Annotated in this window: 24 protein-coding genes; 12 read left to right on the top strand and 12 right to left on the bottom strand. The window is 68.1% G+C overall.

What is annotated here, in order from left to right; genetic code table 11:
* The 4 genes from ABLE94_RS12850 to ABLE94_RS12835 form a co-directional block, all read left to right on the top strand.
* A partial coding sequence (locus ABLE94_RS12850) for a hypothetical protein (RefSeq protein WP_348808920.1) occupies positions 1-186 on the top strand: 186 nt, incomplete at its 5' end.
* 162 nt (positions 187-348) lie between these two features.
* Complete coding sequence (locus ABLE94_RS12845) at positions 349-1,398, top strand: nitronate monooxygenase (RefSeq protein ID WP_348808919.1); 1,050 nt, start codon at positions 349-351, stop codon at positions 1,396-1,398.
* 48 nt (positions 1,399-1,446) lie between these two features.
* Complete coding sequence (locus ABLE94_RS12840) at positions 1,447-2,088, top strand: GntR family transcriptional regulator (protein ID WP_348808918.1); 642 nt, start codon at positions 1,447-1,449, stop codon at positions 2,086-2,088.
* A complete protein-coding gene (locus ABLE94_RS12835) occupies positions 2,085-3,326 on the top strand; it encodes an MFS transporter (protein ID WP_348808917.1) in 1,242 nt (413 codons plus the stop codon). Before ABLE94_RS12840 ends, ABLE94_RS12835 begins: the two co-directional genes overlap by 4 nt.
* Before the next feature lie 27 nt (positions 3,327-3,353).
* Here the strand turns inward: ABLE94_RS12835 and ABLE94_RS12830 are convergent, their stop codons facing one another.
* Positions 3,354-4,625: a competence/damage-inducible protein A gene (locus ABLE94_RS12830; RefSeq protein WP_348806226.1), complete on the bottom strand. Its 1,272-nt coding sequence runs from the start codon at positions 4,623-4,625 to the stop codon at positions 3,354-3,356.
* Between the two features lie 201 nt (positions 4,626-4,826).
* On the opposite strand from ABLE94_RS12830, the gene ABLE94_RS12825 reads away from it, so the two are divergent.
* Entirely contained in the window at positions 4,827-5,504 is a 678-nt protein-coding gene (locus tag ABLE94_RS12825) for a TetR/AcrR family transcriptional regulator (protein WP_348806227.1), read from the top strand.
* Positions 5,505-5,537: 33 nt separating this feature from the next.
* Here the strand turns inward: ABLE94_RS12825 and ABLE94_RS12820 are convergent, their stop codons facing one another.
* A complete protein-coding gene (locus tag ABLE94_RS12820; protein WP_348808916.1) occupies positions 5,538-6,233 on the bottom strand; it encodes a CPBP family intramembrane glutamic endopeptidase in 696 nt (231 codons plus the stop codon).
* 117 nt (positions 6,234-6,350) lie between these two features.
* Here ABLE94_RS12820 and ABLE94_RS12815 point away from each other — a divergent pair, with 117 nt between their 5' ends.
* From ABLE94_RS12815 to crtI, 4 genes are all read left to right on the top strand, one after another.
* Entirely contained in the window at positions 6,351-8,168 is a 1,818-nt protein-coding gene (locus tag ABLE94_RS12815) for an alpha/beta hydrolase (protein WP_348808915.1), read from the top strand.
* Between the two features lie 124 nt (positions 8,169-8,292).
* The gene (gene idi / locus ABLE94_RS12810) at positions 8,293-8,844 is read left to right on the top strand and encodes an isopentenyl-diphosphate Delta-isomerase (RefSeq protein ID WP_348806230.1); all 552 of its coding nucleotides are present in this window, start codon (positions 8,293-8,295) and stop codon (positions 8,842-8,844) included.
* Positions 8,841-9,740, top strand: coding sequence for a phytoene/squalene synthase family protein (locus tag ABLE94_RS12805; protein WP_348806232.1), 900 nt, complete (start codon positions 8,841-8,843; stop codon positions 9,738-9,740). Before idi ends, ABLE94_RS12805 begins: the two co-directional genes overlap by 4 nt.
* Positions 9,741-9,765: 25 nt before the next feature.
* Positions 9,766-11,361, top strand: a complete 1,596-nt coding sequence (crtI, locus tag ABLE94_RS12800) for a phytoene desaturase family protein (RefSeq protein WP_348808914.1) — start codon at positions 9,766-9,768, stop codon at positions 11,359-11,361.
* Between the two features lie 298 nt (positions 11,362-11,659).
* On the opposite strand, the gene ABLE94_RS12795 is transcribed toward crtI, so the two are convergent.
* From ABLE94_RS12795 to ABLE94_RS12775, 5 genes are read right to left on the bottom strand one after another with little or no spacing between them, the layout of a single operon-like run.
* Positions 11,660-13,144: a phytoene desaturase family protein gene (locus ABLE94_RS12795; protein WP_348806235.1), complete on the bottom strand. Its 1,485-nt coding sequence runs from the start codon at positions 13,142-13,144 to the stop codon at positions 11,660-11,662.
* Positions 13,137-14,267: a glycosyltransferase family 2 protein gene (locus tag ABLE94_RS12790; RefSeq protein ID WP_348808913.1), complete on the bottom strand. Its 1,131-nt coding sequence runs from the start codon at positions 14,265-14,267 to the stop codon at positions 13,137-13,139. Before ABLE94_RS12790 ends, ABLE94_RS12795 begins: the two co-directional genes overlap by 8 nt.
* Positions 14,254-15,081 carry a carotenoid biosynthesis protein gene (locus ABLE94_RS12785; RefSeq protein WP_348808912.1) on the bottom strand — a complete coding sequence of 276 codons (828 nt, stop codon included), beginning with the start codon at positions 15,079-15,081 and terminating at the stop codon, positions 14,254-14,256. Before ABLE94_RS12785 ends, ABLE94_RS12790 begins: the two co-directional genes overlap by 14 nt.
* On the bottom strand, positions 15,078-15,773 hold the full coding sequence (locus tag ABLE94_RS12780; RefSeq protein WP_348806237.1) for a monooxygenase: 696 nt from the start codon (positions 15,771-15,773) through the stop codon (positions 15,078-15,080). The genes ABLE94_RS12785 and ABLE94_RS12780 overlap by 4 nt, the downstream gene beginning before the upstream one ends.
* Positions 15,770-16,870, bottom strand: coding sequence for a polyprenyl synthetase family protein (locus ABLE94_RS12775; RefSeq protein ID WP_348806238.1), 1,101 nt, complete (start codon positions 16,868-16,870; stop codon positions 15,770-15,772). Before ABLE94_RS12775 ends, ABLE94_RS12780 begins: the two co-directional genes overlap by 4 nt.
* Before the next feature lie 172 nt (positions 16,871-17,042).
* Here ABLE94_RS12775 and ABLE94_RS12770 point away from each other — a divergent pair, with 172 nt between their 5' ends.
* A complete protein-coding gene (locus ABLE94_RS12770) occupies positions 17,043-18,263 on the top strand; it encodes an NAD(P)/FAD-dependent oxidoreductase (RefSeq protein ID WP_348806240.1) in 1,221 nt (406 codons plus the stop codon).
* A 47-nt stretch (positions 18,264-18,310) separates the two neighbouring features.
* Positions 18,311-18,739, top strand: coding sequence for a hypothetical protein (locus tag ABLE94_RS12765; RefSeq protein WP_348806241.1), 429 nt, complete (start codon positions 18,311-18,313; stop codon positions 18,737-18,739).
* A gap of 94 nt (positions 18,740-18,833) precedes the next feature.
* On the opposite strand, the gene ABLE94_RS26555 is transcribed toward ABLE94_RS12765, so the two are convergent.
* From ABLE94_RS26555 to ABLE94_RS12750, 4 genes are all read right to left on the bottom strand, one after another.
* Entirely contained in the window at positions 18,834-18,992 is a 159-nt protein-coding gene (locus ABLE94_RS26555) for a DUF8730 family Cys-rich protein (protein ID WP_496560824.1), read from the bottom strand.
* A 65-nt stretch (positions 18,993-19,057) separates the two neighbouring features.
* Complete coding sequence (locus ABLE94_RS12760; RefSeq protein WP_348806242.1) at positions 19,058-20,782, bottom strand: FAD-dependent oxidoreductase; 1,725 nt, start codon at positions 20,780-20,782, stop codon at positions 19,058-19,060.
* Between the two features lie 54 nt (positions 20,783-20,836).
* Positions 20,837-21,955: an Rv3169 family protein gene (locus tag ABLE94_RS12755; protein ID WP_348808911.1), complete on the bottom strand. Its 1,119-nt coding sequence runs from the start codon at positions 21,953-21,955 to the stop codon at positions 20,837-20,839.
* Positions 21,955-23,121, bottom strand: coding sequence for a phosphotransferase family protein (locus ABLE94_RS12750; RefSeq protein WP_348806244.1), 1,167 nt, complete (start codon positions 23,119-23,121; stop codon positions 21,955-21,957). Before ABLE94_RS12750 ends, ABLE94_RS12755 begins: the two co-directional genes overlap by 1 nt.
* A gap of 41 nt (positions 23,122-23,162) precedes the next feature.
* Here ABLE94_RS12750 and ABLE94_RS12745 point away from each other — a divergent pair, with 41 nt between their 5' ends.
* Positions 23,163-23,780, top strand: a complete 618-nt coding sequence (locus tag ABLE94_RS12745) for a TetR/AcrR family transcriptional regulator (protein ID WP_348806245.1) — start codon at positions 23,163-23,165, stop codon at positions 23,778-23,780.
* A gap of 80 nt (positions 23,781-23,860) precedes the next feature.
* Here the strand turns inward: ABLE94_RS12745 and ABLE94_RS12740 are convergent, their stop codons facing one another.
* Positions 23,861-25,903, bottom strand: a complete 2,043-nt coding sequence (locus tag ABLE94_RS12740; RefSeq protein WP_348806246.1) for an OPT family oligopeptide transporter — start codon at positions 25,901-25,903, stop codon at positions 23,861-23,863.
* Between the last annotated feature and the right edge of the window lie 60 nt (positions 25,904-25,963).

Here is a 25,963-nt window from a genome sequence, read left to right as displayed (position 1 = left end):
CACTGGACATGCGCAACGCCGGAACTCCTCAGGTTTAGTCTTCGCAAACCAAACCTTAAGCAGGACAACGGCGTTGCGCCCTCACGCCACGCCGAACCCACCCACAACTACGTCACAAGAGCCGAAACAACTTCAGGGAACCTGCATCTACTCGAGCATATTGTCGTGCATGCTGCCGTGGCGTGAGATGCGGCGCGCTGGTCGACGACGGTCTTGCACAAAGGGGTGCGTGGGCCGCGCGCTCACAGAGACTGTCCTAATTTCTCCCGCGCTGACTGATTAGACGCATTACCCGGGCGCCGCGGTGGTGATTACGCTGGCCCTGACCGCGACTGAGAGGAGTGCGAGATGTTCGATCTGACGAGTCCGGCGGTGCCCGTCATCGCCGCGTCGATGGCGGGTGGACCGAGTACACCGGAGTTGGTGATCGCCGCGGCACACGGCGGTGGGCTCGGTTTCCTGGCGGCCGGCTACAAGACGCCCGACGCCGTCGGTGCCGAGATCGATGCCGTCGCCGACGCCCGAATCACATATGGCGTCAACATCTTTGCCCCGGGGCGACCCCTGCGTGACCGACGCGCCGTCGAACGCTATCGCGAGGCACTCGGCCCGCTCGCCAGACATCTGGGTATCGATCTTCCCGACATCGTCGACGCCGATGACGACCGGTTCGACGCCAAGGTCGATCTGATGATCGAGCGCCGGGTTCCGTTGGTGTCGTTCACCTTTGGTCTTCCCTCGCGTGAGGTGGTCGACCGATTGCACGAGGCCGGAATTCTCGTGATCGCGTCGGTGGCCGATCCGGCCGATGCGACGCGGGCGCTCGCCGTCGGCGTCGACGCCCTGTGCGTCCAGGGTGCCGAGGCGGGAGGTCATCGAGCCACCCTCGACATCGACGCCGTCCCGAACACCACGTCGACCCTGGATCTGCTCGGCCAGATCGGTGGATTGACCGATGTCCCGCTGATCGCCGCCGGTGGGATCGGTGACGGGCCGATGATCGATGACTGCCTCGCCGCCGGCGCGGTGGCGGTGCAGGTGGGCACCGCTCTCCTCGACGCCGACGAGGCCGGGACCAATGCGGTCCATCGCGCGGCGCTGCGCGACCCGGCATTCGATGCGACCACGGTGACCAGGGCATTCTCGGGCCGGCCGGCGCGGGCGCTACGCAACCGATTCATCGAGGACTTCGACGCGGCGGCACCCGCGGAGTACCCGACCGTCCATCACCTCACCAGTCCGATCCGCAAGGCGGCCATCGCGGCCGGGGATCCCTCGGCGGTCAACCTCTGGGCCGGGGCGGCCCACCGCGGGGTGCGCGGTGGATCGGCCACCGAGATCATCGCGGGATTGTGGGCCGACACCGCGGCTGCGGCGTCAGCGCGGTCGGTGCGCTGACGGCCCATCCTTGCACGCAAGCTTGTATGCAAGCTAGGGTCGTCGGTCATGGCGTCCACGACCGGGCCGGTGGCGGCCGAACGCGCCTACGCCTACACCAAGGAACGCATCCTCGCCGGCACCCTCGCCGGCGGTGACCTCGTCAGCGAGGGTGTCATCGGTGGGGAACTGGGAATCAGCCGGACGCCGGTACACGAGGCCTTCTTGCGGTTGGACTCCGAACAGCTGCTCACCCTGGTGTCGCGGAAGGGGGCCATCGTGCGCCCGATGACACCGACCGAGGCGGCCGACGTCCTCGCGATGCGTCACGGCGTCGAGACGGCGGCGGCCGGTCAGGTATTCACCGCCGGCGGCCCCGCGCCGGAGTTCGCCGATCGCCTCGCCGACAATCTGCGGCGTCAGCAGGGATTCGTCGACGACGGCGACGTCGACGGGTTCGTCGAAGCCGACGACGAGTTCCACGCCACGATGGTGAGTGCGTCGGGGAACCCGATCGCCGCGGACTTCTACGACCGACTGCGCAGTCGGCAACAGCGTCTGCGAAACCTGTTGTTACGCATCGACGTGGCCAACCTCGCGGCCTCCTATGCCGATCATCGGGTGCTCGCCGAGCGGCTGACCGCCGGAGACCGGGCGGGTTTCGATCAGATGCTCGCCGACCATTTCGGCCGGTACCGCGGGGCGATATGAGTTCGGGCACCGCGATCGCCGGATCGGCGGAGACGCTCGACCCGCGAGCGGTCGCCCGCCGTGGCTGGATTCCGGTGTTCGGTGCGGTCTTCGCCTGTGCATGGTCGGGCAATCAGTTCAGTCCGATGCTCTTGCTCTACGAGCGTGTGGGCCACTACTCGGCCGGCACGGTGACGATGTTCCTCGGTATCTACGTCGCAGGGCTGGCCCCCGCGTTGGTGATCGCCGGCGCGGTGTCGGACCACATCGGCCGCCGCACACCGATGTACTACGCGGTGGCCTTCGGTCTCATCGGCAGTGTACTTCTCGCGCTCGGTGAATTCGGTTCCGCTCCCATCTATCTCGGACGGCTGCTCGCCGGCATGTCGGTGGGTACGGCGATGGCGGTCGGCACCAGTTGGCTCAAGGAACTGTCCGGGCCGCCGCACGACGTCCGGGCCGACGCCGGTGCCGGGGCGCGCCGGGCATCGCTGGCCTTCACGCTCGGTTCGGCCGCCGGTGCCGCGGTGGCCGGCAGTATCGCCCAATGGGGGCCGATACCCCAGGTGCTGCCCTACGTTCTGCACATCGCGGTGACGCTACCGATGCTCCTGCTCGTGCGTCGCGCACCCGAGACCGTGTTCCCCGCCGCCGCCGCGCGGCCGCTGCATCATCGACTGGTGGTGCCGTCGGCGCGACACCGGCGGTTCCTGGGCGTGGTCCTGGTTTGCGGCCCTTGGCTTTTCGCGGCCTGCGGACTGTCCTACGGCTACCAGCCGGTGTTGCTCTCCGGGTCGACGGGTGGGCTCGGGCTCGCCTACGCGACGGCATTGAGTGTGATCGCGCTGGTCTCCGGTGCGGCCATCCAGCCTGTTGCGCGGCGGATCGACACCCCGTCGGGGGCCCGCGGGATCGTGGTCGCACTCATCGCCCTCGTCGTCGGGCTGATCACGATGATCGGCGCCGTCGCATCGCAGAGCTGGGTGATCGGCATCGTCGCGAGTCTCGTCTTCGGAGCGGGTTTCGGCATCGGGCTGGTCTCCGGACTCCTCGAGGTGCAGCGCATCGCCCCCGCCGAGGACCTGGCGACCCTCACCGGAATCTTCTACGCCGTGGCCTATCTGGGTTTCGCGGTGCCCACGATCCTGGCACTGCTGACGCCGCCGCTGAGCACCGTCGGCCTGCTGTCGATTCTCATCGGCCTGCTCGTGGTGTCGATTCTGGTGGTGCTGCGCGGCTATCGGCGTCATCTGCCCTGACTTTCCATGCAGGAGTGGTGATGCCGACTATCCGGCGAGTGCGCGCCGCAACAGGTGCAATGAGATCGTCGTCGAGCGGTCGCGAACCGCGGCGCGGTCACCGGGCAGATGCAGGGTGCGTGTGATGGTGGGACGTCCCGCCAGTGCGACGCCGAAACAGACTGTGCCCACCGGTTTCTCAGTGGTTCCGCCACCGGGTCCGGCGATCCCGCTGGTCGACAGTGCGGTGTCGGCGCCGAATCGGTCGAGGGCGCCCTCGGCCATGGCGGCGGCCACGGGTTCGCTGACCGCACCGTGTTCGGCGATCAGCTGCGCCGGCACCCCGAGCAGTGCCGCCTTGGCCTCGTTGGAGTACGAGACCACGCCTCCGGCAACGTAATCCGACGATCCCGGCCGATCGGTGAGGCGCGCGGCGATCAATCCTCCGGTGCATGATTCGGCCGTCGCGATGGTGCGGCCCTGCAGCGCTACCGCGATCAGGTCGTCGATGGTGGCGCCGTCGACGGAGAAGATCTGCGAACCATGGTGTGCGAGAAGGGCATCGGCGAGGGCATCGTAGGAGGCGGCGGCGGTCGACGGATAGCGGGTGACGATCTCGACCTCACCGCGACGAAGGCACGTGGTGACCTCGAGATCGTCGAATCCCGCAATACCCGGACCGATCTCACGCAGCGTTGCGGCGAGATCGGATTCGGACAGCCCCATTGCGCGGATCGTCTGCTCACGGAAGTCGCCCCGGCCGGCGAGCGCCTGCTCGATCGGGCCGGTGGCGATGGCGGCGGGCCACATGCCCTGCAGTTCGCGCGGTGGTCCGGGCAGGATGAGGATCGCCGGGCCGTCGTCGCCCGGGATGGCGATGCCGGGCGCGGTCCCGACCGGTGAGATGGGTTGGGCCCCTGCGGGAACCATGGCCTGCTTGCGGGTGCCCGCGCGGGCTGCGGCGGAGTCGTCGGTGACGCCGCGTTGCTGCTGCCATCGTCGGATGATGCCACCGATGTGGGCCTCGAGGTCGGTGTCGAGGTGCAGTGGCCGGCCGGTGAAGCGGGCCACGGTGTCGACGGTCAGATCGTCGGCGGTGGGGCCGAGTCCGCCGGTGGTGACGATCAGCGATACATCCTGTGCGGCGAGGAACTGTAGTTGGGCGATCAGATCGTCGGGGCGATCTCCGCACACGGTGATGTGTGCGACGTCGACGCCCATGTCGAGTAGTTGCCGCGCCACCCACGGACCGTTCTGATCCGCGATGCGGCCGGTCAGGACCTCGGTGCCGGTGACCACGATTCCTGCGCGCGCATTCACGTCGTCGAGCATAGTGCGCGACGCGGATCGGAGGTCGATGCGCGGCGCCGGCAGCGTGGGACAGAGCGCTGTCAGTGAGGTGGGGAGTGCTGTGAACGGGGGATGGTGAATCCCGGAGATCGGGCATGCTCGGATTAGCATGGTGGGGGGTCGGGTCGTTCGTGGTCGGGTGATGCCGTCTCAACAATCCGTGGGAGAAGTATGGACTCAGCAACGCCGCCGCGAAAATCGTTGCTGCAACGGGCCTTCGACGATGTCACCGCGGTCGGGGGTGGGGTTGACGTCGAGGAGGACCCGATCCGGGTGCGTCTGCTGGACGCGGCCTACGACCAGTTCCGACGGATGGGTATCCAGCGCACCTCGCTCGAGGAGGTGGCGCGCCGCGCGGGAACATCGCGGGTGACGCTCTACCGCAAGTTCACCAACAAGGACATCCTCGTCGAGGAGGTGATGCTGCGTGAGTTCCGCCGGTATCTGGTGCAGTTCCTCGCCGACGTCGCGCCCGCCCGCACCGCCGCCGATCGGCTGGTGGCCGGGTTCCTGAGCGCGTATCGCGCGGTGACGACGAACCCGCTGATCATCGGGCTGCTCGAGGTGGAACCGTCGGTGCTGGCCGGCCTGATCGGTGGTGACGACGGTCGGCTGCTGACCGCGGTGCGGATCTTCGTCGCCGCGCAACTGCGTGAGGAACAGCAGGCCGGGAACCTGCGCGGTGACCTCGACGTCGACCTGACCGCCGAGATGCTGGCGCGGATCTCCGTGTCGTTCGTCGTCATCCCCAGCCACATCATCGACCTCTCCGACGACGATCAACTCGTCGACGTCGCCCGGCGCTACCTGGTCCCGATGCTCGACGCCCCGCCCCCGACGACCGGGTAGCGCGACGACCGGGTAGCGCGGCATTCTGGTCGGTCAGTTCAACTGCCAGGCGATCGCCGCGGCGATCGCACCGATCCCGTTGACCGACCAGTGCAGTGCGATCGGGGCGAGGAGGCTGCCGCTGCGCATCCGCAGCCATCCCAGGAGGAGCCCGGCGCCGCCCGTGACGACCACGGCGATCAGTACCCCGGCCACCACGCCGAGGGGTCCGGTGCCGACGATGTCGCCGATGCCGTCGTTGTGCGCGGCGAGCCCCAACGACGATGCGACATGCCAGCAGCCGAACAGTGCGGCCTGACCGGCCAGGGCGACGCGCGCAGAGGTTAGCCGCGCCAGCGACCCGAGCAATGCACCCCGGAAGATCACCTCCTCGGCCAGGACCGTCCGCAACGGAATCAGGACCAGCGCGGCGTAGATCGCCGCCGGAACATCGGGGTAGCTGTCGTTGTGGAACAACTCGCGCGTCCACGGCAGCGCGACGGCCCCCGCGGCGACGACGGCGACGATCACGACGATCACGACGGCATACCGCAACCCGGTGGGCATCGTCCGGGGCGACAGTCCCAGGTCATCCCAGCTCAGGCCGGTGACGCGGCCGAGGATCGCGATGACGACGGCAGCGGCCGGGATGAACCATCCGGCGTAGGTCAGAGGGGAGGTGAACACCACGATCTGCACACCGATCAGCAACGCCACCACCAGCGGCGGATACCAGCGCAACCGTGACATGGGTGGTTCCTCGCTGCCGGGCTCGGCTGGTTGCCGCGGATGATGTGCGGATAGGGTTTCGGCGGTATCTGGGTGATTGTGCCCGATGATCGATCCGTTGCGGTGACAGGAGCAGTCATGTCGAGCAAGCCCGCCGAGGATCATGCGGCGACGCCGGGAGACGGCGAACCACGGAGTGAACCGGACACCGCGTCGTCGAAGGGCGTTGGCGTCAAACCAACGGACGGCGAACCGACGGACGCTGAATCGAAAAGAGATGTGCTCGAGGACGACACGCCCGGGGCAAGCGGGCTGCGTCGGCGCCTCGTCGCGTACTCCCACCGCATCAGTTTCACCGGATTGGTGATGGGCACCATTTTCCTGTGGCTGTCGGCCACGCCATCACTGTTGCCGCGTGGTGCGTTCTTCCAGGGGGTCGTCAGTGGCGCGGGCGCCGCGCTCGGTTACTGCGTCGGGGCGTTCCTGGCGTGGTTGGGGCGGTTCATGCTGTCCCGGGATCGGCGGTGGTCGTCGCCGCGCCGGGTGTTCTGGATCGCGCTGGCGGTGGCCTTCGTGATCGGTACCGCGTCGATGTTCTACTGGTTCGCGAAGTGGCAGAACGATATCCGCGACCTGATGGGCGTCGATCGGCTGTCGTGGACGGCGTACCCGGCGGTGGTCGTGATCGCGGTGATCGTGTTCGTGATCCTGATGGTCATCGGTCAGGCCTGGGCGTCACTGCTCGTGTGGCTGGTTCGGCAGCTCAACCGGATTGCGCCGCCCCGCGTTTCGGCCGTCGCCGGTGCGGTGGTCGTGGTGTTGCTGACGGTGTTCATCCTCAACGGCGTCGTCGCCAAGTATTCGATGCAGTGGCTCAATGCGAGTTTCGCCGCCGCCAACAACGAGACCGACCCGGATTCGGCGCCGCCGACGAGCGGGCTGCGATCCGGCGGTCCGGGGTCGCTGGTCACCTGGGCGTCGCTGGGACGGGAAGGCCGCCGCATCGTCAACGGCGGCCCGTCCGTCGAGGAACTGTCGGCGTTCAACGCCGCACCGGCGATGGAACCGATCCGTGCGTTCGTCGGGCTCGGGTCCGGCGACGACCAGCGCGCCAATGCCCGGCTGGCCGCCGACGAACTCGTGCGGGCCGGTGGACTCGACCGCGCGGTGATCGCCATCGGCTCGGCGACCGGTTCCGGCTGGCTCAACAAGGCCACCATCGACTCGCTGGAGTACATGTACAACGGCGACGTCGCGACGGTGTCGATGCAGTACTCCTACCTGCCGAGTTGGATCTCGTTCCTGGTGGACAAGGAACGCGCCCGGCAGGCGGGCAGTGCACTGTTCGAGGCGGTGGACGCCCGGGTGAGGGCGCTGCCGGAGGATCAACGACCCAAGCTCGTCGTCTTCGGGGAGAGCCTGGGCAGCTTCGGTGCGGAGGCCGCCTTCGGCACCGTTCCCACCGTGGCCGCCCGCACCGACGGTGCCCTGTTCAGCGGTCCCACCTTCAACAACACCATCTGGAGCGATGCGACGACGGCGCGTGACGCCGGGTCGCCGCAGTGGCAGCCGATCTACGGCAACGGTGAACAGGTGAGATTCATCGCCGACCCGCCGGATCTCGACCGCCCCGATGCGCCCTGGCCCGGGCCACGTGTGGTGTATCTCCAGCACGCCTCCGACCCGATCACGTGGTGGTCGCCGGCGCTGGTGCTGTCCGAGCCGGACTGGCTGCGCGAGGACCGGGGACGTGACGTCCTCGACGCGGTGCGCTGGATCCCGTTGGTCACATTCCTGCAGGTCTCCGCCGATATGGCGGTGTCGACCGGCGTACCCGACGGGCACGGGCATCACTATCTGAGCGCGATTCCGTACTCGTGGGCGCGCATCCTCTCACCGCCCGGATGGACCACCGAGAAGACCGAGGCGCTGCTGCCGCTGTTGCATCGCGACTGATCGGAGCCGCTACTCCGCGACCGGGCGGGACCCGCCCATCCGGATTTGCTTCGGCGTCGAAGTGCTGGTGGGTTAGGGGTGACACAACCGACTGCAGCGACGAGTGGAGCGAGGAGCCGCGCCGATGACCGAGGACCTGGTGGTACTCGTCGATGACGACGGCACGCCGCGCGGCACGGCGGATCGAGGGTCGGTGCACGACGAGCACACACCGCTGCATCTGGCGTTCTCCTGCCACGTCGTCGACGATGCCGGCCGACTGTTGATGACGCGGCGCGCGTTGAGCAAGAAGACCTGGCCGGGCGTCTGGACGAACTCGTTCTGTGGGCATCCCCGGCCCGGGGAGGACATCACCGACGCCGTTCGCCGCTACTCGCAGCGTGAGCTGGGTTTCGATGTCGACGACCTGCGGCCGATCATCCCCGATTTCCGTTACCGCGCGGTCGACGCCAGCGGTGTGGTCGAGAACGAGGTGTGTCCGGTGTTTCTGGCGCGTGCCCGGGGACCGGTCGTCGCCAATCCGGACGAGGTGATGGAAGTCGCCTGGGCCGGGGTCGACGACGTGTGGGCGGCAGCGATCCGTACGCCGTGGTTGCTCAGCCCGTGGTTCGTCGAACAGGTTCGTGCCCTGGGTACCGGGCCAGATCCGTATCGCCTCGTCGGAGCCCGGACGTGAGCCTGCGCCGACCCAACCTGGACCGGGTGCAGCCGTACGCCCGGTACGACGCCGTGGCCGAAGCGAGTGCCTCCCTGGTGATCCGGTCGTACTCGTCGTCGTTCGGTCTCGCATCCCGCTTGCTGCGCGGGCCGGTGCGCCGCGATGTCCATAACATCTACGCGCTGGTGCGGGTGGCCGACGAGATCGTCGACGCCCCACGCCCGGGACAGGGCATCGACGAACGTCGGGTGGCCCTCGACCAGCTCGAGAGCGACACCGAGGAGGCGATGGGCACCGGGACGAGCGCCAATCTCGTCGTCCACGCCTTCGCCCGCACCGCCCGCCGGGTCGGTATCGAATCATCGCTCACCGCACCATTTTTCGCGTCGATGCGTACCGATCTGGACTGCACGAATCACGACGATGCGTCGCTGGCCACCTACATCTACGGATCGGCCGAGGTCGTCGGATTGATGTGCCTGCGCGCGTTTTTGGCCGATGAGCGGGATCGGTACGCGCGGTACGACGCGATGGCCCCGGGGGCGCGTAGGCTCGGTGCGGCCTTCCAGAAGGTGAACTTTCTCCGGGACTTCGGCGTCGACAGCGGCGATCTGGGACGGACGTACCTCACCGGGCTCGACCCGGCCGACCCGCGCGACGACGCCTGGCACCGGTGGCTCGACGACGTCGACACCGATCTCGCGGCCGCGGCGACGATCATCCCCGACCTGCCGATCGGCAGCCGCATCGCGGTGTGTACGGCCCACGATCTGTTCGCGGAGTTGGCCGTCGGTCTGCGCGGGGTGCCGGCGGCCGAGGCGGCGCGTCGGCGGATCCGGGTGTCGACCCCCGGCAAGGTCCGGATCGCGGCCGCCGCGATGGCGCGTCGTGGGCGGCCCCGGGTGGCCGCATGATCGGTGAGTCGAAGGTGGTCCCACGATGAATAGTCTTGTGCCGCAACAGAAGAAGGTAGTGATCATCGGCGGTGGCGTGGCCGGTCTGGCGACGGCCGCGCTGCTGGCCGCCGATGGCCACGATGTTGATGTGGTGGAGCAGGGCGCCGAGTTCGGTGGCCGCGCCGGAAGCTGGGAGCGCGACGGTTTCCGCTTCGACACCGGCCCGTCGTGGTGGCTGATGCCGGAGGTCTTCGACCACTTCTTCGCCCTGCTGGGGACATCGACGGCCGAACAGGTGAGGTTGACGTCGCTGGAGCCCGGGTATCGGGTGTTCTTCGAGGGACATGGCGACGCGCTCGATGTGTCCGGTGACGTGGCGCGCAACCGGGCGATGTTCGAGTCGATCGAGCCGGGGGCCGGTGCCGCGTTGGACCGGTATCTCGCGTCGGCACGCGACACGTACGACGTCGCGGTGAGACGGTTCCTCTACACCAGCTTCGACACCGCGCACGCCTTCACCGGCACCGAATTGGTGCGGCGGCTGCCACGGTTGCTGCGGCTGCTCGGCGAAAGCCTCGACGGATACACCAAGCGGTACTTCACCGATCGGCGACTCCGCCAGATCCTCGGGTACCCGGCGGTCTTTCTCGGTGCGTCGCCGGAACGTGCGCCGGCGATGTATCACCTGATGAGCTGGCTCGATCTCGACGACGGCGTGCGGTATCCCGACGGCGGATTCACCACATTCGTCGATGCGCTGGTCCGGGTGGCGCAGGGTGCGGGTGCGCGCTTGCACGCGTCGAGCCCGGTGGTGGAGATCACCACTCGCCCGAATCCTGGCCGCTCGCTGCGGGATCGGCGGTCGGCGGAGGTCAGTGGCGTCCGCGTGCGGGATGCCGACGGTACCGAACGGGTGCTGGCCGCAGACGTGGTGATCGGTGCCACCGACCTGCATCACCTGGAAACGGAGCTGTTGCCCGCTCGACTGCGGACCTTCGACCAGAAGTGGTGGGATCGTCGGACTTCGGGCCCCGGTGCGGTGCTGGTGTTCCTGGGAGTGCGTGGGCGGCTGCCCGAACTGGCCCATCACTCGCTGTTCTTCACCGAGGATTGGGGCTCGAACTTCGATGCGATCTTCGAAAGGCCCACTCGCGTACCCGATCCCGCATCATTGTATGTGTGCCGGCCATCGGCGTCGGACGATTCGGTCGCACCCGAGGGCGACGAGAATCTCTTCTTCCTCGTCCCGGTGCCGGCCGATCCCGGTCTGGGCCACGGGGGCGTCGATGGTCTCGGCGACCCGCTGATCGAGCAGATCGCCGACCGCGCCATCGAACTGGTGTCGAAATGGGCCGACATCCCCGATCTCGCCGACCGGATCGTGCTGCGGCGCACCACCGGTCCGGCGGACTTCGTCGACGATCTGAACTCGTGGTCCGGCGGCGCGCTCGGACCGGCACACACGTTGCGGCAGAGTGCCTTTCTGCGGGCGACCAACCGATCTCGCAAGGTGTCGGGGCTGTACTACGCCGGTGGGAGCACGCGACCGGGCATCGGTCTGCCGATGTGCCTGATCAGTGCCGAACTCATCCGCAAGAGATTGCGTGGCGACACGACGACGGGACCGTCGGCGTCGTAGTCTCCGTCGCGTCGAGTGGGCGCCTTTTCGCGTCGACTGTGCGTCCTTTTGCGTCGAGTGGGCGCTGTTTCGCGTCGACCGTGCGTCGAATCTCGTTGAGTGGGCGCTGTTTCGCGTTGACTGTGCGCACCATCCTCCACTTGCGGCGGGCGGAGCGAGTAACTCGGTAGGATACTGCGCACACTCGACGGAATACAGCGCCCACTCGATGGAATACGGCGCACACTCGATGGAATACGGCGCCCACTCGACGGAATACAGCGCACACTCGACGGGAAAGGGCGCCCACTCGACGGGGTCAGGCCGGGCCGATCAGTCCCGCAACGATTTTCGCGGACAGCAGGACCAAGGGCACGCCCCCGCCGGGGTGGGCCGATCCGCCGACCAGGTACAGGCCCGGGACGGGGGAACGGTTGGCGGGACGCAGGAAGGCGGACCGTGGTCCGTTCGACGACGTCCCGTAGATCGACCCGCCGGGAGTGAGGGTCCGCCGCTGGAGGTCGGACGGTGAGATGACGAATCGATGGCGAATGCGTCCGGCGATGTCGATGTCGCGCATCGACATCAGGTCCACGAGGAGATCGGCATACCGGCTCGCCACACCGGGTGCATCCCAATCCATTCCGCGGTCCGGGTCGTGCCGTGGGGCGTTCACGAGGACGAACCACGCCGCGGTCGAGGCGTCGGGTCGCACCGCCGGGTCGTCGGGGGCGGTGATGTAGATGGTCGGGTCGGCGACCGGGCGGGGCCGGCCGTGGCGTCCGAAGACCGCGTCGAACTCGGCGTCGTAGTCGGAGGGGAACAGCACCGTGTGATGGGTCATCGGCGGCGGATCGTCGACGGCGAGCAGCATCACGAAACCCGACAACGAGGGGGTGGATCGATGCAGCGAGCGGCGCGCCCGACGAGCGGGCGGTGTGGTGATGAGATGCGAATAGACCTGCTCCGCATCGGCATTGGCCACCACGAGATCGGCGTCCACGACGCGGCCGCCGACGGTGCGCACACCGGTGACCCGCCCACCCGAGGTGGTGATGGCCTCGACCTCGGTGTCGGTGCACAGGAGCCCACCGAGCTCGAGGAGCCGGTCCCGTAGGGCGATCGCGATGCGGCCGAGACCGCCGCGCACATACCACGAGCCGCCGCTCTGCTCGGCCCACGGAACCGATAACAGCGCCCCCGGTGCGCGGCGCGGATCGGAACCCGTGTAGGTGGCGTAGCGGTCCAGCATCATGCGGAGTCGGACGTCGTCGAGGTACCGGTGGCCCAGGCCGCGCAGACTGTGCCACGGGGCGACGGTACGGACGTCGGACACCGAACGAGCCAGCGAGGCCATGCGCCGCAACGAGATCGGGGATTCGAGAAACGGTTCCCGCGTGACGTCCCAGATCTGCTGGGAGCGCCGCAGCAGACCCTGCCACTGGGCGCCGCATCCCGAACCCAGGGCGGCGTCGAGTGCGGCGGGGATGTCGGTCATCTCCCCGGGCAGGTCGAGGAGTGTGCCGTCGGGAAAGTAATACCGCGCGGCGATCGGAAGGCGTTGCAAGTCCAGGACATTCCCCAGTGGCGCCCCGGTGTCGGCGAACAGCTCGGCCAGCACCTGCGGCATGGTGAGGAGCGAAGGCCCGGTGTCGAAGACGAATCCGTCCTGGGTGAGGACGCCGAGTTTGCCGCCGACGTCCGCAGATTGCTCGAGAACGGTCACCCGATGCCCCGCCGCCTGCAACCGGATCGCGGCGGCGAGCCCGCCGACACCGGCGCCGATCACCACGATGTCAGACACCGTTGATCTCCCGTCCCTTCCAGCGCAGCAGTCCTCGGCGATGGGTGATCACGGAATCGACTGTCATACCGGTGAAGGCGACGACCGAGATCGGATGTGCCAGCGAGTCGGGCAGTGCACGTCCACCTGTCCGGCGGGCACTGACGACCCGCGAGGCGACCCCGGCCAGATAACCGAACAGGCCGACCCGTGAGCCGGTGAGTGCGGCCACGGCGGGCACGACATAGGTGAGCAGCAGGAGAGCGGACACCGCCGCCGCACCTGCCGGGGAACCGAAGGCCGACCACAGCGACTTGCGGTACCCGTCGCGAATCTCCCGCCAGCCCACATACATTCGGCACGAAGCCACCTCGCTGCCGTCACCGACGACCCCGCGCCCACCGACCGCCTTCACCGCACGCAGCAGCGCGATGTCCTCCAGCACCTCGGCGCGCACCGCGCCGTGACCACCGGCACGGCGGTAGGCGGTGGCGTCGACGATCAGGAACTGACCGTTCGCGGCCGACAGGCTCGGCCGCGCCGACCGTTCGGCCAGTCGCAGCGGGAGCGTCGACATCCAACTCCACTGCAGGAGCGGTTGTATCAGCCGCTCGGCGTAGGTGCCGGCGATCTGACGCGGGTAGGGACAGAACATGTCCAATCCGGCCGTGCGCATCGTGGCCACGCTCGCGGTGAACGCGTCCGGCGCCACCCGCACGTCGGCGTCGACGAAGACGAGAACGCCCCGCTCGACGGCGCGATACGACAACTGCTCACACGCCCACGCCTTGCCGAGCCACCCGGAGATGGGGCCGGCGCCGCTGACGATCTCGAGTGCGGGAATCTGCTCGGCCAGGTCCGCGAGGATGTCGGCGGTGCCGTCGGAGGAGTCGTCATCGAGTACGACGATGCGCACCGGCCCCCGCCACCGATCGGCTGCGGCGGCGACGGCGCGGAGGCAGTCGCGGGCGTGGCGGGCCTCGTCGCGCATGGGCAGCAGCACCGACAACGGTTCGTCACCACTGGGTGCGTGCGCATTCGGCACCCGGATGGTGGCGGCGTTCACCATCGCCAGCACGGCCGAGCCGGTGGCCGTCGCTGTTCCGCACGCCACCAGCGCACGCCAGATCTCACCGCCGCGCACGACGCACCTCGCGGACCAGCGAGATCGCGAGGGGAATCGCGATCACCCCCATCAGCACCCCGCCGACCACCGCGACCATGGGTTGGCCGAAGAAGACCAGGTGGCCGATCACCGACGAGAAGTACGTCCAGAGGTACGCGACGAGCGGGACCGTGCCCTCCGGGGCGTCCGAGCCCCGTCCGGTGCGCATTGCGACGCTCAGACACGTCATGATGATCAGCGAGACCATCAGCCAGCCGGCGAAGTTCGACAGCGGGATGCCGTCCACTCCGGGCAGCGATGGCGTCGTCGAATCCCACTGCCAATAGCCGTTGTCGACCATCTGCGGATCGAGGAAGACATCCCACGCGGTCAGTGCGTACGCACCGACCGGGATGACCAACCAGGTCCGGTCAGCGGCAAGCCGGGTGGCGACGACGAACGCCGGCCAACTCATCATGATCCACGCCGCGGGCACCGCGACGGGCACTCCGAATAGTTCCGGTTGCAGCGCGCCGGTGTAGGAGTAGGCGCCGAACGGGACTCCGGTGTGCACGCCCACGGTTTCGGCCAGCAGTCCGCCACCACCGGCGACGAGCAGCAGGGTCAGGGCACCACGGAGACCGTGGGTGGCACCGGCCGCGCAGAGCATGGCCACCGACAGCAGCAGGGCGCTGCCCGTGGTCATCGCGGTGGTGCCGCCGCCGGTCAGCGGGAAGGCGATCTGGAGAAGGATGTTGGCGCACAACAGCGTCCAGGCGGCGATCGGCAGGAAGCGACGTGGGACGAGGTGTGCGCCGGCGTGCTCGACGGTGCGTCCGGACACGCTGCTCACTGGGTGTCACCCCGGTATGTCCCGTCGACGGTCTCGACGCTGAATCGGGCGAAAAGCTCTTCGGCATACCACCGTTCGGGTGTGGTACGTCGAATGGCGGAGACGTGTTCGGGGTTTCGATAGGCGAAGGCCGTCAGATCGCGCGCGTCATCCCACAGCGAGAAGGTGCCCTGCACGCCGATGGGAGCCTCACCGATCCCCACCGCGAGACGCACCCCCGACGACGCGTTGAGGGCCGCCGCGACCGGCGGTACCGAACGCCAGAAGGATGCCATCCGGGTCGGGCGCAGCCGCGCTCGGGTGATCGCCGCGACCGGACCCGGTACTCGACCCGGCGTGCGAGAGGCGTTGACACCAAATGGTTCCCGCCGCGACCACCGGCCGCGGGCGGAGAGCGGTCGCATCCGGATCCGCAGGTGCTCCCGGCTGATCGCCTCCCACCGATCGAGGTAGGACAGTCCCATCGGGCCGCTCTCCTCCCAGGCGAGGAGTACGGCCCAGTGGGACAGATCGGCGTCGCGCATGGTGAACGTCTCACCGGAACCGGTGCCGAGGACCTTGGCAAAGCGCAGTCCGGGAACATCTTTCAACGATCGACGGGCACGTGCGACGCGCTGCAGCGCGGCGAACACCGAGTCGACCCCGAACAGGTGCAGGTCGACCACCGGCGGTGCGGGTGCTGCGTCGCTCATGACTCCCGCCACACGCACCGGTGGATCAGATCGGTCAGCGCCTTCCGCGTGCGGTCATCGGAGTCGAGCCCGTCGACGGTGCGCAGGGCCGCATCGGTCAGCTCGTCGATGCGTCGTTCCACACCGCGTCGAGCGCCGGTGGACTCCATCAACTCGCGCAGCGCGGCCACATCCCGTTCTCGCACAGCCGGATTACCCAATGCGCGGGACAGCAGTTGACGGCCGACCCGGTTCGCGCGCTCCTCGGTGATGGCCACGAGCAGGGTGCGTTTGCCCTCCCGGATGTCGTCGACGTTGGATTTGCCGGTCGCCGCCGGATCGCCGAACACACCCAGGACATCGTCGCGTAGCTGGAAGGCCTCGCCGGCATGGATGCCGATGTCGTCGTAATCGGCGAGCAGGCGGGCATCGGCTCGCGCCAGGGTTCCGCCGAGCCGAAGTGGCTGGGAGATGGTGTATTTGGCGCTCTTGAAGCGCAGGATCGTGTGCGCTCGCGCACGGGTGATACCGGATGTGGTCTGCGCCAGCATGTCCAGGGTCTGGCCGGCGAAGGCCTCGTCGCGCATCTGTGACCACACCGCGCGCGCCGCACGGCGGATGTCGCGGTCGGCGTCGTCGAGGGCGGTGGCGAGCAGATCGTCGGACCAGGTCAGGCAGAGGTCGCCGGCGAGGATCGCCATCGAGGTGCCGTGGGTGGTGGGGTTGCCGCGCAACCGGTCTCGACGATGCCGATCGGCGAAGTCGCGGTGCACGGTCGGAAGACCGCGACGGGTGTCGCTGTCGTCCATGATGTCGTCGTGGACGAGCGCGGCGAGGTGGAACAACTCGATGGCGGCGGCGGCCGCGGCGGCGCCGGGCGCGAGATCGGCACCCGCACCGCGAGATCCCCACAGGCAGAACGCCGCGCGTAATCGCTTGCCGCCGGTCGCGGAACGCCGGATCGCGCCGGTGAGCGCTGCGGTGTCGGGGTCGACGGCACCGAGGACCGAGGCGTGGGCGTCGAGGGTTCCCCGCACGATGCCCTCGACGAGGGTGGCGTCGTCTGGTGGATCGCTGGGGGCGTCGGACGTGACCGTGGGTAGCGGCCTCGTGCGCATGTGCGGCTCCTCGGGGACGCGGGTGGGCTACGGATCTGGACTGTGATGGACTCGGTGCTGCGATGGATTCGGAGCTGCGCAGCGGAAGGATGGGTGTGGACTCAAGTCGCCCGGACGGTGTGGCGTGCCCGCGTACGGTGGATCGGAGAGTCCACCGAGAAGAGGAATCGCCATGTCGAGAATCATCATCGTCGGAGGAGGCCTCGCGGGAGCAAAGACCGCCGAGGCGTTGCGAGATCAGGATTACGGCGGCGACATCGTGCTGCTGGGTGCCGAGGAACGCCTGCCGTACGAGCGTCCACCGCTGTCCAAGGAGTTCCTCGCCGGGAAACAGAAGCCCGACGAGTTCACCGTCCACGACACCAACTGGTACCTCGACCACAAGGTCGACTTCCGGCCCGGCACCACCGTCGACGCCGTCGATGCGGCGGCGAAGACGGTCTCCCTGCCCGACGGATCGACACTGTCGTATGACTCGTTGGTGCTGGCGACAGGGTCGTCGTCGAGGCACCTGGACCTGCCCGGAGCGGATGCGAGCGGGGTGTATCACCTGCGGTCGCTCGACGACGCTCAGGCGGTGAGTTCGGCGCTGGACTCCATCAGCAGACTCGCGATCGTCGGTGGCGGGTGGATCGGGCTCGAGGTGGCGGCGACGGCCCGCGGACGCGGTGTCGAGGTGGCGGTCGCCGAGGCCGCGGCCTTACCACTGCAACGAGTCCTGGGCGACGAGGTGGCCCGCGTCTTTGCCGACCTGCACCGCGGCCACGGGGTGGATCTGCGGACCGAGGTGCAGGTGGCCGAGATCCTCACCGACGGCGGTGCCGCTGCCGGGCTGCGTCTGAAGGACGGATCGACCATCGATGCCGACGCCGTGCTGGTCGCGGCGGGTGCGGTTCCGAACCTGGGACCGGCGCAGAGCGCCGGGGTGGAGATCGATGGTGGGGGTGTCCTCGTCGACGCCGGCCTGCGCAGCAGTGATCCGGACATCTTCGTCGTCGGTGACATCGCCAACCAGATGCATCCGGTCCTGGGGCGCCGGGTCCGCACGGAACACTGGGCCAACGCACTCAATCAGCCGGCGGTGGCGGCGACGAACATCCTCGGCGGCGACGCCGAGTACGAAAACCTGCCGTACTTCTTCACCGACCAGTACGACCTCGGCATGGAGTACAGCGGGCTCGCCGGCGCCGACGATCGCGTGATCATCCGTGGCGACCTCGGGGCGCGGGAGTTCGTCGCGCTGTGGGTCGACGACGATGCGCACCTGCTCGCCGGGATGCAGTGCAATATCTGGGATCAACTCGACGACATCAAGGCGCTCGTGGCCTCGGGAGCAACGCTCGATCTGAACAAGCTCGCCGATTCGGAGGTCCCGCTGGGTCAGCTGATCTGAGGACTGCCCCGGTGACCTGACGGAATCATCGTGACAGACTGACGGCCATGGCACCCGACATCGGCATCGACACCGCGATCGTGGTGTTCGCGGCCGGTCTGATCCTGGTGCTGGCGCTGATCCTGGGTGTGTGGAAGTACCGGGAGATGCTGTCGTCGCCCACCCATCTCGCCCACCCGTACGTCGACATCGCCCATCGGGCGGCGCTGCTCTACGCGTTCGCGACGTTGCTGCTCGCCGCGCTTGTCGAGTTCAGTGCCTGGCCGACCTGGGTGAATCTCGTCGCCGCCGGCGTGCCGATCGTGTTCTTCGTCGGGGCGATCATCACCTACATGCTGCACGGCTGGCGCCGCGACACCGACAACCAATTCGCGCATGCCTCAACGAGTTTGCGTGCATCCACCACCGCATTGATCGTCGGTGAGATCGGTGGTGTGGTGGTGCTGCTGATCGGCTTCGCGGTCGGCCAATTCTGAACGGCGCGATTCTGAACGGCGCGATTCTGAACGGCGCGATTCTGAACGGCGCGGCTCAGAACGGTTGGTTCTGAGCCGCGCCTGGGGTGTGTGTCTAGCCCTTGCCGAAGAACCGAGCGAACATGCCCGGCTCGCCCGCATGCCCTTGGCAGCGTTGCGATTGCGGGATGCCGCGCATCACCTGGTCGACGTGATTACCGCAGCCTCGCCAGCTGGCCTTTCCGCATTTCCGGCAGGTCGTTCGTTGGCACATGGGTACTCCTCGGGGTTGGTGAAGATGGGGGGTCGGTGAGATGGGGTGGGTGTGATGGTGCGAGGTCAGGCGGTGGTGCGTTCGTCGGCCACGATGTGGTCGGCGGCCGCCGCACCGAACCAGCCGAGGAATGTCAGCATGCCGCCGGAGAGATTCGCGACGTCGGGCAGGGACGCGGACAGGGCGCGGGTGGCCAGGTACGAACGCATGCCCGAGTGGCAGTAGACCCGCACCGGCCGGCCGTCGGCGGCCGCCCGGACCTCCTCGATCCGCTCACGAATCTCGGTGTGCGGGATGTTGAGTGCTCCGGGAAGGTGTCCGCCGGCGTACTCGTCGGCCGAGCGGGCGTCGAGCACCAGTGACGAGACGAGGACGGTGTCGACGTCGGCGGCGTGCCAGAGTTGCACGGTGCCGGTGGCGATGTTGTCGGCGATCATGCCCGCGAGGTTCACCGGATCCTTGGCGGATCCGTAGGGCGGCGCGTAGGCGAGGTCGAGATCGATCAGATCGGCGGCGCTCATGTGATTGCGGATCGCGGTGGCGAGCACGTCGATTCGCTTGTCGACGCCATCGAGGCCGACCGCCTGGGCGCCCAGCAGGAGCCCGTCACCCGCGCGGACGTGCAGCATCAGACTGATCTGTTCTGCCCCCGGGAAGTATCCGGCATGACTGTTCGGATGCAAGTGCATTGTCCGATAATCGATTCCGGACGCATCCAGGGCTGCCCGATTGGCACCGGTGAGGGCGGCGGTGAGCTCGCCGACGCGGACGATCGCCGTGCCCAAGGGGGCCGGGATCGGCCGGGCGGTCTCGGGTCGGAGGATGGCGTCGGCGACCTGCCGGCCCGCGCGATTGGCCGGCCCGGCCAGGGCGACGGGGCGTCGCATACCGGTGACCGCATCGGTGGAGACCGTCGCGTCCCCGACGGCCCAGATGCGGTCGAGGTTGGTCCGGCCATGCTCGTCGACGACGATCGCACCGCGTTCGCAGGCCACGCCGGCGGCCTCGAAGGGGGCGGTATCCGGGGTGACGCCGACCGACAGCACGATCACATCGGCGGGTATCCGGGTGTCGTCCGACAGGATCACGGTCGCGGGTGGATTGCCGGAATCGGTGGTGGCGCCGTGGTATTCCACTGCGGTGTATTCCACTGCGGTCGCACCGATGCCGTCGTGAACCGCGATGCCCAGGCGGGTCAGTTCATCGCGCACGGCGGAGGCCAGCTCCCGTTCGAGGGGCGGCAGCACGTGATCGGAGAGTTCGACGAGGGCCACCTCGAGGCCACGCAGGCGCAGGGCCTCGGCCGCCTCGACGCCGATGAAGCCGGCACCGAGGACCACGGCGCGCCGGGCTCCGTCGAGGACACGTTCACGCAGGGCGACGGCGTCGCCGACGGTGCGCAACGTGGTGACGCATTCGGCGTCGAGGCCGGGGATGGGCGGGCGGACGGCGCGCGCGCCGGGGGCCAGGATCAGGTGGTCGTAGGCCATCTCGTCGATGCCCTCGGCGGTGGCCACCCGCACCCGGCGGGCGGTCGGGTCCACCGCAATGACCTCGTGGTTCACCCGGACGTCGAGGTTGAGTGTCTCGGCCAGACTCTCCGGCGTGTGCAGCAGGAGCTCGTCGCGGTCGGCGATCTCACCGCCGACGTAATACGGCAACCCGCAGTTGGCGAACGACGGGTGCGGACCGCGTTCGAGGACGATGATCTCGGCATCTTCGTCGAGGCGCCGAGCGCGGGCGGCCGCACTCATACCTCCGGCGACACCGCCGACGACAACAATTCTCATACCCCCGAGGGTATATACCCCGGGGGGTACCTGGCAAGGGGTGTGGCGCAGAACTCAGGGGGCGACCGACAACCAGTCCGCGAAACCCGACGGATCGTGGCGGCCCAGGGCACCGTGCTCGAAGAGTCCCCACCCCTCGCGGGTGGTGCCGTCGGCCTCCCGGCACACCGCGTGTCCGACGTGATCGATGACCCCGAACGGGATGCGGCCGGCGACGGCCGGATCGGACAACGAGTACGAGCGACGCTCGGTGAAATCGGCGCCCTTCCACACCCCGTGTGTCCAGTCGGGATCGCCGCCGTAGCCGCCGCCCACGTGGATCGGTACCGCCAGCCGCGACGTGACCTCGAGGTGCACGGCCGCCCCGTAGGGGGCGGTGGTCTCGATGGTGGCGCCGGCCGGAATCCTGGTACCCGAACGGTAGTGGACGGTGATCCGAGGCCAGCCCAATTGCTCGACGCGGCCGTCCTTCCACACCCGGCTGCAGTCGTTGAGCGTGCGGAAGCCATCCGGGGATTCCTGCACGATCAGTACGAGCTGGAAGTCGTCGAAGGCCATCGGGATGTAGTTCCACCACATGCCCTCGAAGGGTGGATCGGCCGGGCGACCCGCGGGCTCGGGTTCGCCGACCGGCCGGATACCCCAGGACCGGTCGCGGGTGCCGATCCAGGTGGCGGGGTCGACGGTGATCTCCTGGCCGTCGACGACGATGCTGCCCTGCCACGTGCCGACCTGGGCGAAGCGTTGGGCGTCGAGGGTCACCTTGGGGCCGGTGCGCATCAGGTGTGGCATCTCCTGCAGGGCGTCGAACAGTCCGGTGAAGGTGAGGTCGATCTCGATGCCCTCGGTCTCGGCGAGGGAGATGTGCAGCGAATGCAGGGGATCGGTGACGTCGATGCGGTAGTCGCCGACGTGTTGGTGCAGGCGATCGGCGTCGATGGCGTCGGACAGGTGTACCGCGGTCTGGGCGTCGCCACCACGGTTGATCAGGACGAACGCATCTTTCACGCCCAGATTCGGGTAGTAGCCGATGCCGGTGATCAGGAAGATCTCGCCGGTGCGGTCGTGCGCGTTGAAGTAGGAGCGGTCGTAGAAGTTGCGATCGGAGCTCGCGGGCCAGGCGATCGGTTGGGGTACTTGATGAATCGGGAACTCGTCGGCGGGGCCGAGCATCAGTGTCCTTCCTCGGGTGTGGTGATGAGACGTTCGAGCAGGGTGCGGTGATAGAACAGTTCGGCGTCGATGTCGCCAGGCGGATCGATCTCCCCGAAGTGGACGCGCCGCGCGCCTGCCCGCATGAAGACGCAACACCAGATGACGCCGGCGAACACCGAGAACCACTGCAGGTCACCGAGTTCGACGCCGGTCGCGTCGCGGTAGGTGGCGCGGACGTCGTCCTCGCGCATGAAGTCCGGCATGCCGGGCAGGGCCGCCAGGCCGGATAGTTCCTGGAATACCCGGTGGGCGAAGATGATCCAGGCCACGTCGAGTTCGCGTGGGCCGAATGTGGCCATCTCCCAATCGAGTACGGCCACCGGAGCGAAGTCCCGATAGATCACATTGCCGATGCGGGCGTCACCCCATACCAGCACCGAGGGCCGGTCGGCGGCGTCGGTGGGGAAGTTCTCCCGTAGCCAGATGAGCGCGCGGTCGACGAGTGGTGAACGGCCGATCGCGGCAGCCGACGAGTCGTACCATTCGACCAGCCACGAGAAACGGCTGCCGAGATCGGTGTCCGACGGTGGCCCACCGTCGCGCAGGAAGCCGAAGGTGGCGGCGGCGTCGGGTATCGAATGCAGCTCGGCGATCAGGCGCACCGTCGAATCCTGCAGGGCTCGTTGCTTTTCCGTCGACGCATCGAAGAGCCAGTTGTCGCCGAAGGTGTAGGGCATGACATCCGGCGGTACCAGACCGTCGACGCGGTCCATCAGGAAGAACGGAGAGCCCGTCACGTCGCCGGTCGGTTCGAGCCAGTGCACTCGCGGAATCGGGACGGCGGTGGCCGCGGCCGCGCGGCGCATGGCCTCGTATTGATGATCGAGGCGGTAGGTGTCGAAGACCGGGATGTCCTCTGCCCGTGGCGCCATCCGCATCACCCAGCGTTCCGGCGCCGATTCGCCGGGCCACTGCGCGTCGACCATGATCGTCTCCGACGACATGCCGTTCGCGTCGCCGCCGGCGTCGACGTGCAGATCGGGGCGGCCGCGATCGGGTGTCTGGGTGGCGATCCAGTCCGCGAGGGTGTCGGCGAGCGACGAGGTGTCGCGCGCCGAACGCTGGAGGGGATCCACGTGGGTGTCGACGGTGGGAGTGCCCGTCGAGGATGCCGACTCGGTCATGATGCTCCATTCGCCCCGATTCCGCTACGCTCGGTTGCGTTATGACAACAGACCAGATGTCCCCGCGCAGCGAAATCCGGAAATCCGCCGGGAGACCTCGCGATGAGGCGATCGACGGGGCGGTCATCGGCGCGACCCGTGAGCTCCTCGTCGACGTCGGATACGCCCGGCTGACGATGTCGGCGGTGGCCGAACGCGCCGGGACCACCAAGACGGCCATCTATCGTCGGTGGACGGGTAAACCCGATCTCGTGCACGACGCGACCCTGCGACGATTCACCACGCTGGTGTCACAAACCGGCGACCTCGACGCCGACCTCGCCTCGATGATCGCCGAGGTGCGCGAGGTGTTCGGCAGCCCGGTCACCCGCGCCGCGCTGCCCGGCCTGATCGCCGACATGGCCGCCGACCCGGCACTGCATCGGCAGGTCCTCGAAGGCTTCGGTGGGGTTTTCGGGGCCGTCGGCGTGCGGCTCGAGGCGGCGCGCGACGCCGGTGCCATCGGTGCGGACGTCGACGCCACCCTGCTCATCGAGATGCTCGGTGGCGCGGCCATTCTGCACACCCTGATGCGGCCCGAGGAGCCGCTCGACGACTACTGGGGGACGCAGATGCAGCGCATGGTCGCCGCGATCCTGGCGCCGGCGTCGTCGGGATAGTTGCGCGCGCACCTCCCGCTTGCACGGAATGCATTGCATGCGTGTGGGAGTCGAGCATGCAGATGCAAGGGATCGGCGCCTCAGAGCCGCTTGGTCGTGTCGATCTTCGTGTTGGGTGTGCCGCCGGCGCTCGCGAGGCGCTGCGCGTACTTGTACAGTCCACCGACGAGCAGGACGAAGAGCACGACGCCGAGCCAGATGGCGTAGTTCTCGAAACCGTCGCCGACGACGGCCAGCGCAGAATCGTCGCCGGTGGCCGCGACGATGCCGGCGAAGATGACACCGAAGAGGCTTTCACCGACGATCAGGCCGGTAGCCATCAGCACGCCGATCCGCTTCTTCTGCTCGGCGTCGCCGCCGGAACGGTCGGCCCACTTGTTGTAGAAGACACCGAGGATCGCGCCGATCGGGATGACCAACGTCAACGACATCGGCAGGTACATCCCCATGCCGACGGCGAGCGGCGGAACCCGCAGCCGGCGGGTCGTGAGGCCGAGCACCTCGTCGACGATGATGACGCCGATCCCGATGAGAGCGCCGATCCCGAGGAGGCTCCAGTTGAGCGAACCGCCGAGGACGCCGGTGGCCAGGGTGGACAGCAACTGGGCCTGTGGTGCCGACAGGGCGTCGTCGCCGGCGCCGGGCATCCCGGCGAAGCCGAAGGAGTTGTTCATCAGTTCCAGGATCGGCGGGATGATGATCGACCCGAAGAGGACGCCGATGATCAACGCGACCTGCTGCTTCCACGGTGTGGCACCGACAAGTTGGCCGGTCTTGAGGTCCTGGAGATTGTCGTTGGAGATGGTGGCGACACCGAAGACGATCGCGGCGGCGAACAGCGTGTAGGCGATGAGCGCGTCGGTCTCGCTGCCCGACGCCGTCCCGTAGACGATCTTCACCAGGACCGCGGCGATGATGACGACGAGGATGCCGACACCCGAGATGGGGCTGTTGGACGAACCGATCAGGCCGGCCATGTAGCCGCACACGGCGGCGATGACCAGGCCGATGATCACCACGAACAGGATGGTGACGGAGATGATGCCGCCCGACGACCCGTCGATCGGGTTGGTGGACTGCCCCGACGCGGGGGTTTGCACGAAGTCCCAGAGCAGCAATCCGATCGGGATGAGCATCGCCACGACGGTGGCCCCGACGTAGGTGATCGGGATGTCGCGTTCGGTGATGTCGACGGTGATCCCCTCGCGTCGTGAGCGCGACGAGGTCAGGGCGTTGGAGATGCCGGTGATGATCGGCCGCAGGATCTTGATGAGGGTCCACACCGCCGCCACGGCGATGGCGCCCGCACCGATGAGCCGGACGTCGTCGGAGAAGACGGTGTCGAGGACGTCGCCGATGGCACCGGTCGATGCGGTGAAATCGCCCCACGAGTAGATCGGCATCAGGATGAAGTAGGAGATCACCAGACCCACGAGCATGGCGATGCCGACGGTCAGGCCGACGAGGTGCCCGACACCGATCAGGGCCAGGGACAGGCTGGCGCCGAAAATGGTGCCACCGGAACCGATTTTGAGGTATGCGCCCACCGAGTCGGTGACGATCCGCATCTTGGCCAGCAACGCGAACAGCGCCGATCCGACCGATCCGACGATGATCGCGATGAGGCCGGCGCGGTTGCTCTCCGCGCCCTCCTCGGTCTCACCGACCTTGAGAACCTCTGCTGCGGCAACACCTTCCGGATACGGGAGGTCGGAGCCGGTGACGAGTGCGCGGCGTAGCGGGATCGAGTACATCACGCCGAGGATGCCGCCGACGGCGCAGACCGCCACCGTGATCCAGTAGGGGAATCCGGTCCACCAGCCGATCATCACCAGGCCCGGGATGACGAAGATGATCGCCGACAGCGTGCCCGCGGCCGAGGCGATCGTCTGGACGATGTTGTTCTCGACGATCGAGTGATGGGCGAAGAACCGGAGGACGGCCATCGAGATCACCGCCGCGGGAATGGCGGTGGCGAAGGTGAGACCGACCTTGAGGCCGAGGTACACGTTCGCGGCGGTGAACACGAGGGTGATCAGGCCGCCGAGGATGATGCCCCGAACGGTCAACTCCCGCAGTGTCGGTGACGCGGCGGGCGGGGTGGCGACAGGAGATTCAGACATAGCGGGCTCTCCTTCGTGGAAGGTTTGTCACACCATAAGCCCGGGCTCGGGCGGATGTCG

The sequence above is a fragment of the Gordonia sp. VNK1 genome (assembly GCF_040049135.1).
Lineage (GTDB): Bacteria > Actinomycetota > Actinomycetes > Mycobacteriales > Mycobacteriaceae > Gordonia > Gordonia oleivorans.
The sequence above is the reverse complement of the archived record's forward strand: the minus strand, read 5'-3'. Positions and strand labels throughout refer to the sequence as shown.

Coding starts and splice junctions, on each gene's coding strand:
- ABLE94_RS12845 (WP_348808919.1), top strand. CDS start 349: ATGTTCGATCTGACGAGTCCGGCGGTGCCCGTCATCGCCGCGTCGATG.
- ABLE94_RS12840 (WP_348808918.1), top strand. CDS start 1,447: ATGGCGTCCACGACCGGGCCGGTGGCGGCCGAACGCGCCTACGCCTAC.
- ABLE94_RS12835 (WP_348808917.1), top strand. CDS start 2,085: ATGAGTTCGGGCACCGCGATCGCCGGATCGGCGGAGACGCTCGACCCG.
- ABLE94_RS12825 (WP_348806227.1), top strand. CDS start 4,827: ATGGACTCAGCAACGCCGCCGCGAAAATCGTTGCTGCAACGGGCCTTC.
- ABLE94_RS12820 (WP_348808916.1), bottom strand. CDS start 6,233: ATGTCACGGTTGCGCTGGTATCCGCCGCTGGTGGTGGCGTTGCTGATC.
- ABLE94_RS12815 (WP_348808915.1), top strand. CDS start 6,351: ATGTCGAGCAAGCCCGCCGAGGATCATGCGGCGACGCCGGGAGACGGC.
- idi (WP_348806230.1), top strand. CDS start 8,293: ATGACCGAGGACCTGGTGGTACTCGTCGATGACGACGGCACGCCGCGC.
- crtI (WP_348808914.1), top strand. CDS start 9,766: ATGAATAGTCTTGTGCCGCAACAGAAGAAGGTAGTGATCATCGGCGGT.
- ABLE94_RS12780 (WP_348806237.1), bottom strand. CDS start 15,773: ATGAGCGACGCAGCACCCGCACCGCCGGTGGTCGACCTGCACCTGTTC.
- ABLE94_RS12775 (WP_348806238.1), bottom strand. CDS start 16,870: ATGCGCACGAGGCCGCTACCCACGGTCACGTCCGACGCCCCCAGCGAT.
- ABLE94_RS12770 (WP_348806240.1), top strand. CDS start 17,043: ATGTCGAGAATCATCATCGTCGGAGGAGGCCTCGCGGGAGCAAAGACC.
- ABLE94_RS12765 (WP_348806241.1), top strand. CDS start 18,311: ATGGCACCCGACATCGGCATCGACACCGCGATCGTGGTGTTCGCGGCC.
- ABLE94_RS26555 (WP_496560824.1), bottom strand. CDS start 18,992: ATGTGCCAACGAACGACCTGCCGGAAATGCGGAAAGGCCAGCTGGCGA.
- ABLE94_RS12760 (WP_348806242.1), bottom strand. CDS start 20,782: ATGAGAATTGTTGTCGTCGGCGGTGTCGCCGGAGGTATGAGTGCGGCC.
- ABLE94_RS12755 (WP_348808911.1), bottom strand. CDS start 21,955: ATGCTCGGCCCCGCCGACGAGTTCCCGATTCATCAAGTACCCCAACCG.
- ABLE94_RS12750 (WP_348806244.1), bottom strand. CDS start 23,121: ATGACCGAGTCGGCATCCTCGACGGGCACTCCCACCGTCGACACCCAC.
- ABLE94_RS12745 (WP_348806245.1), top strand. CDS start 23,163: ATGACAACAGACCAGATGTCCCCGCGCAGCGAAATCCGGAAATCCGCC.
- ABLE94_RS12740 (WP_348806246.1), bottom strand. CDS start 25,903: ATGTCTGAATCTCCTGTCGCCACCCCGCCCGCCGCGTCACCGACACTG.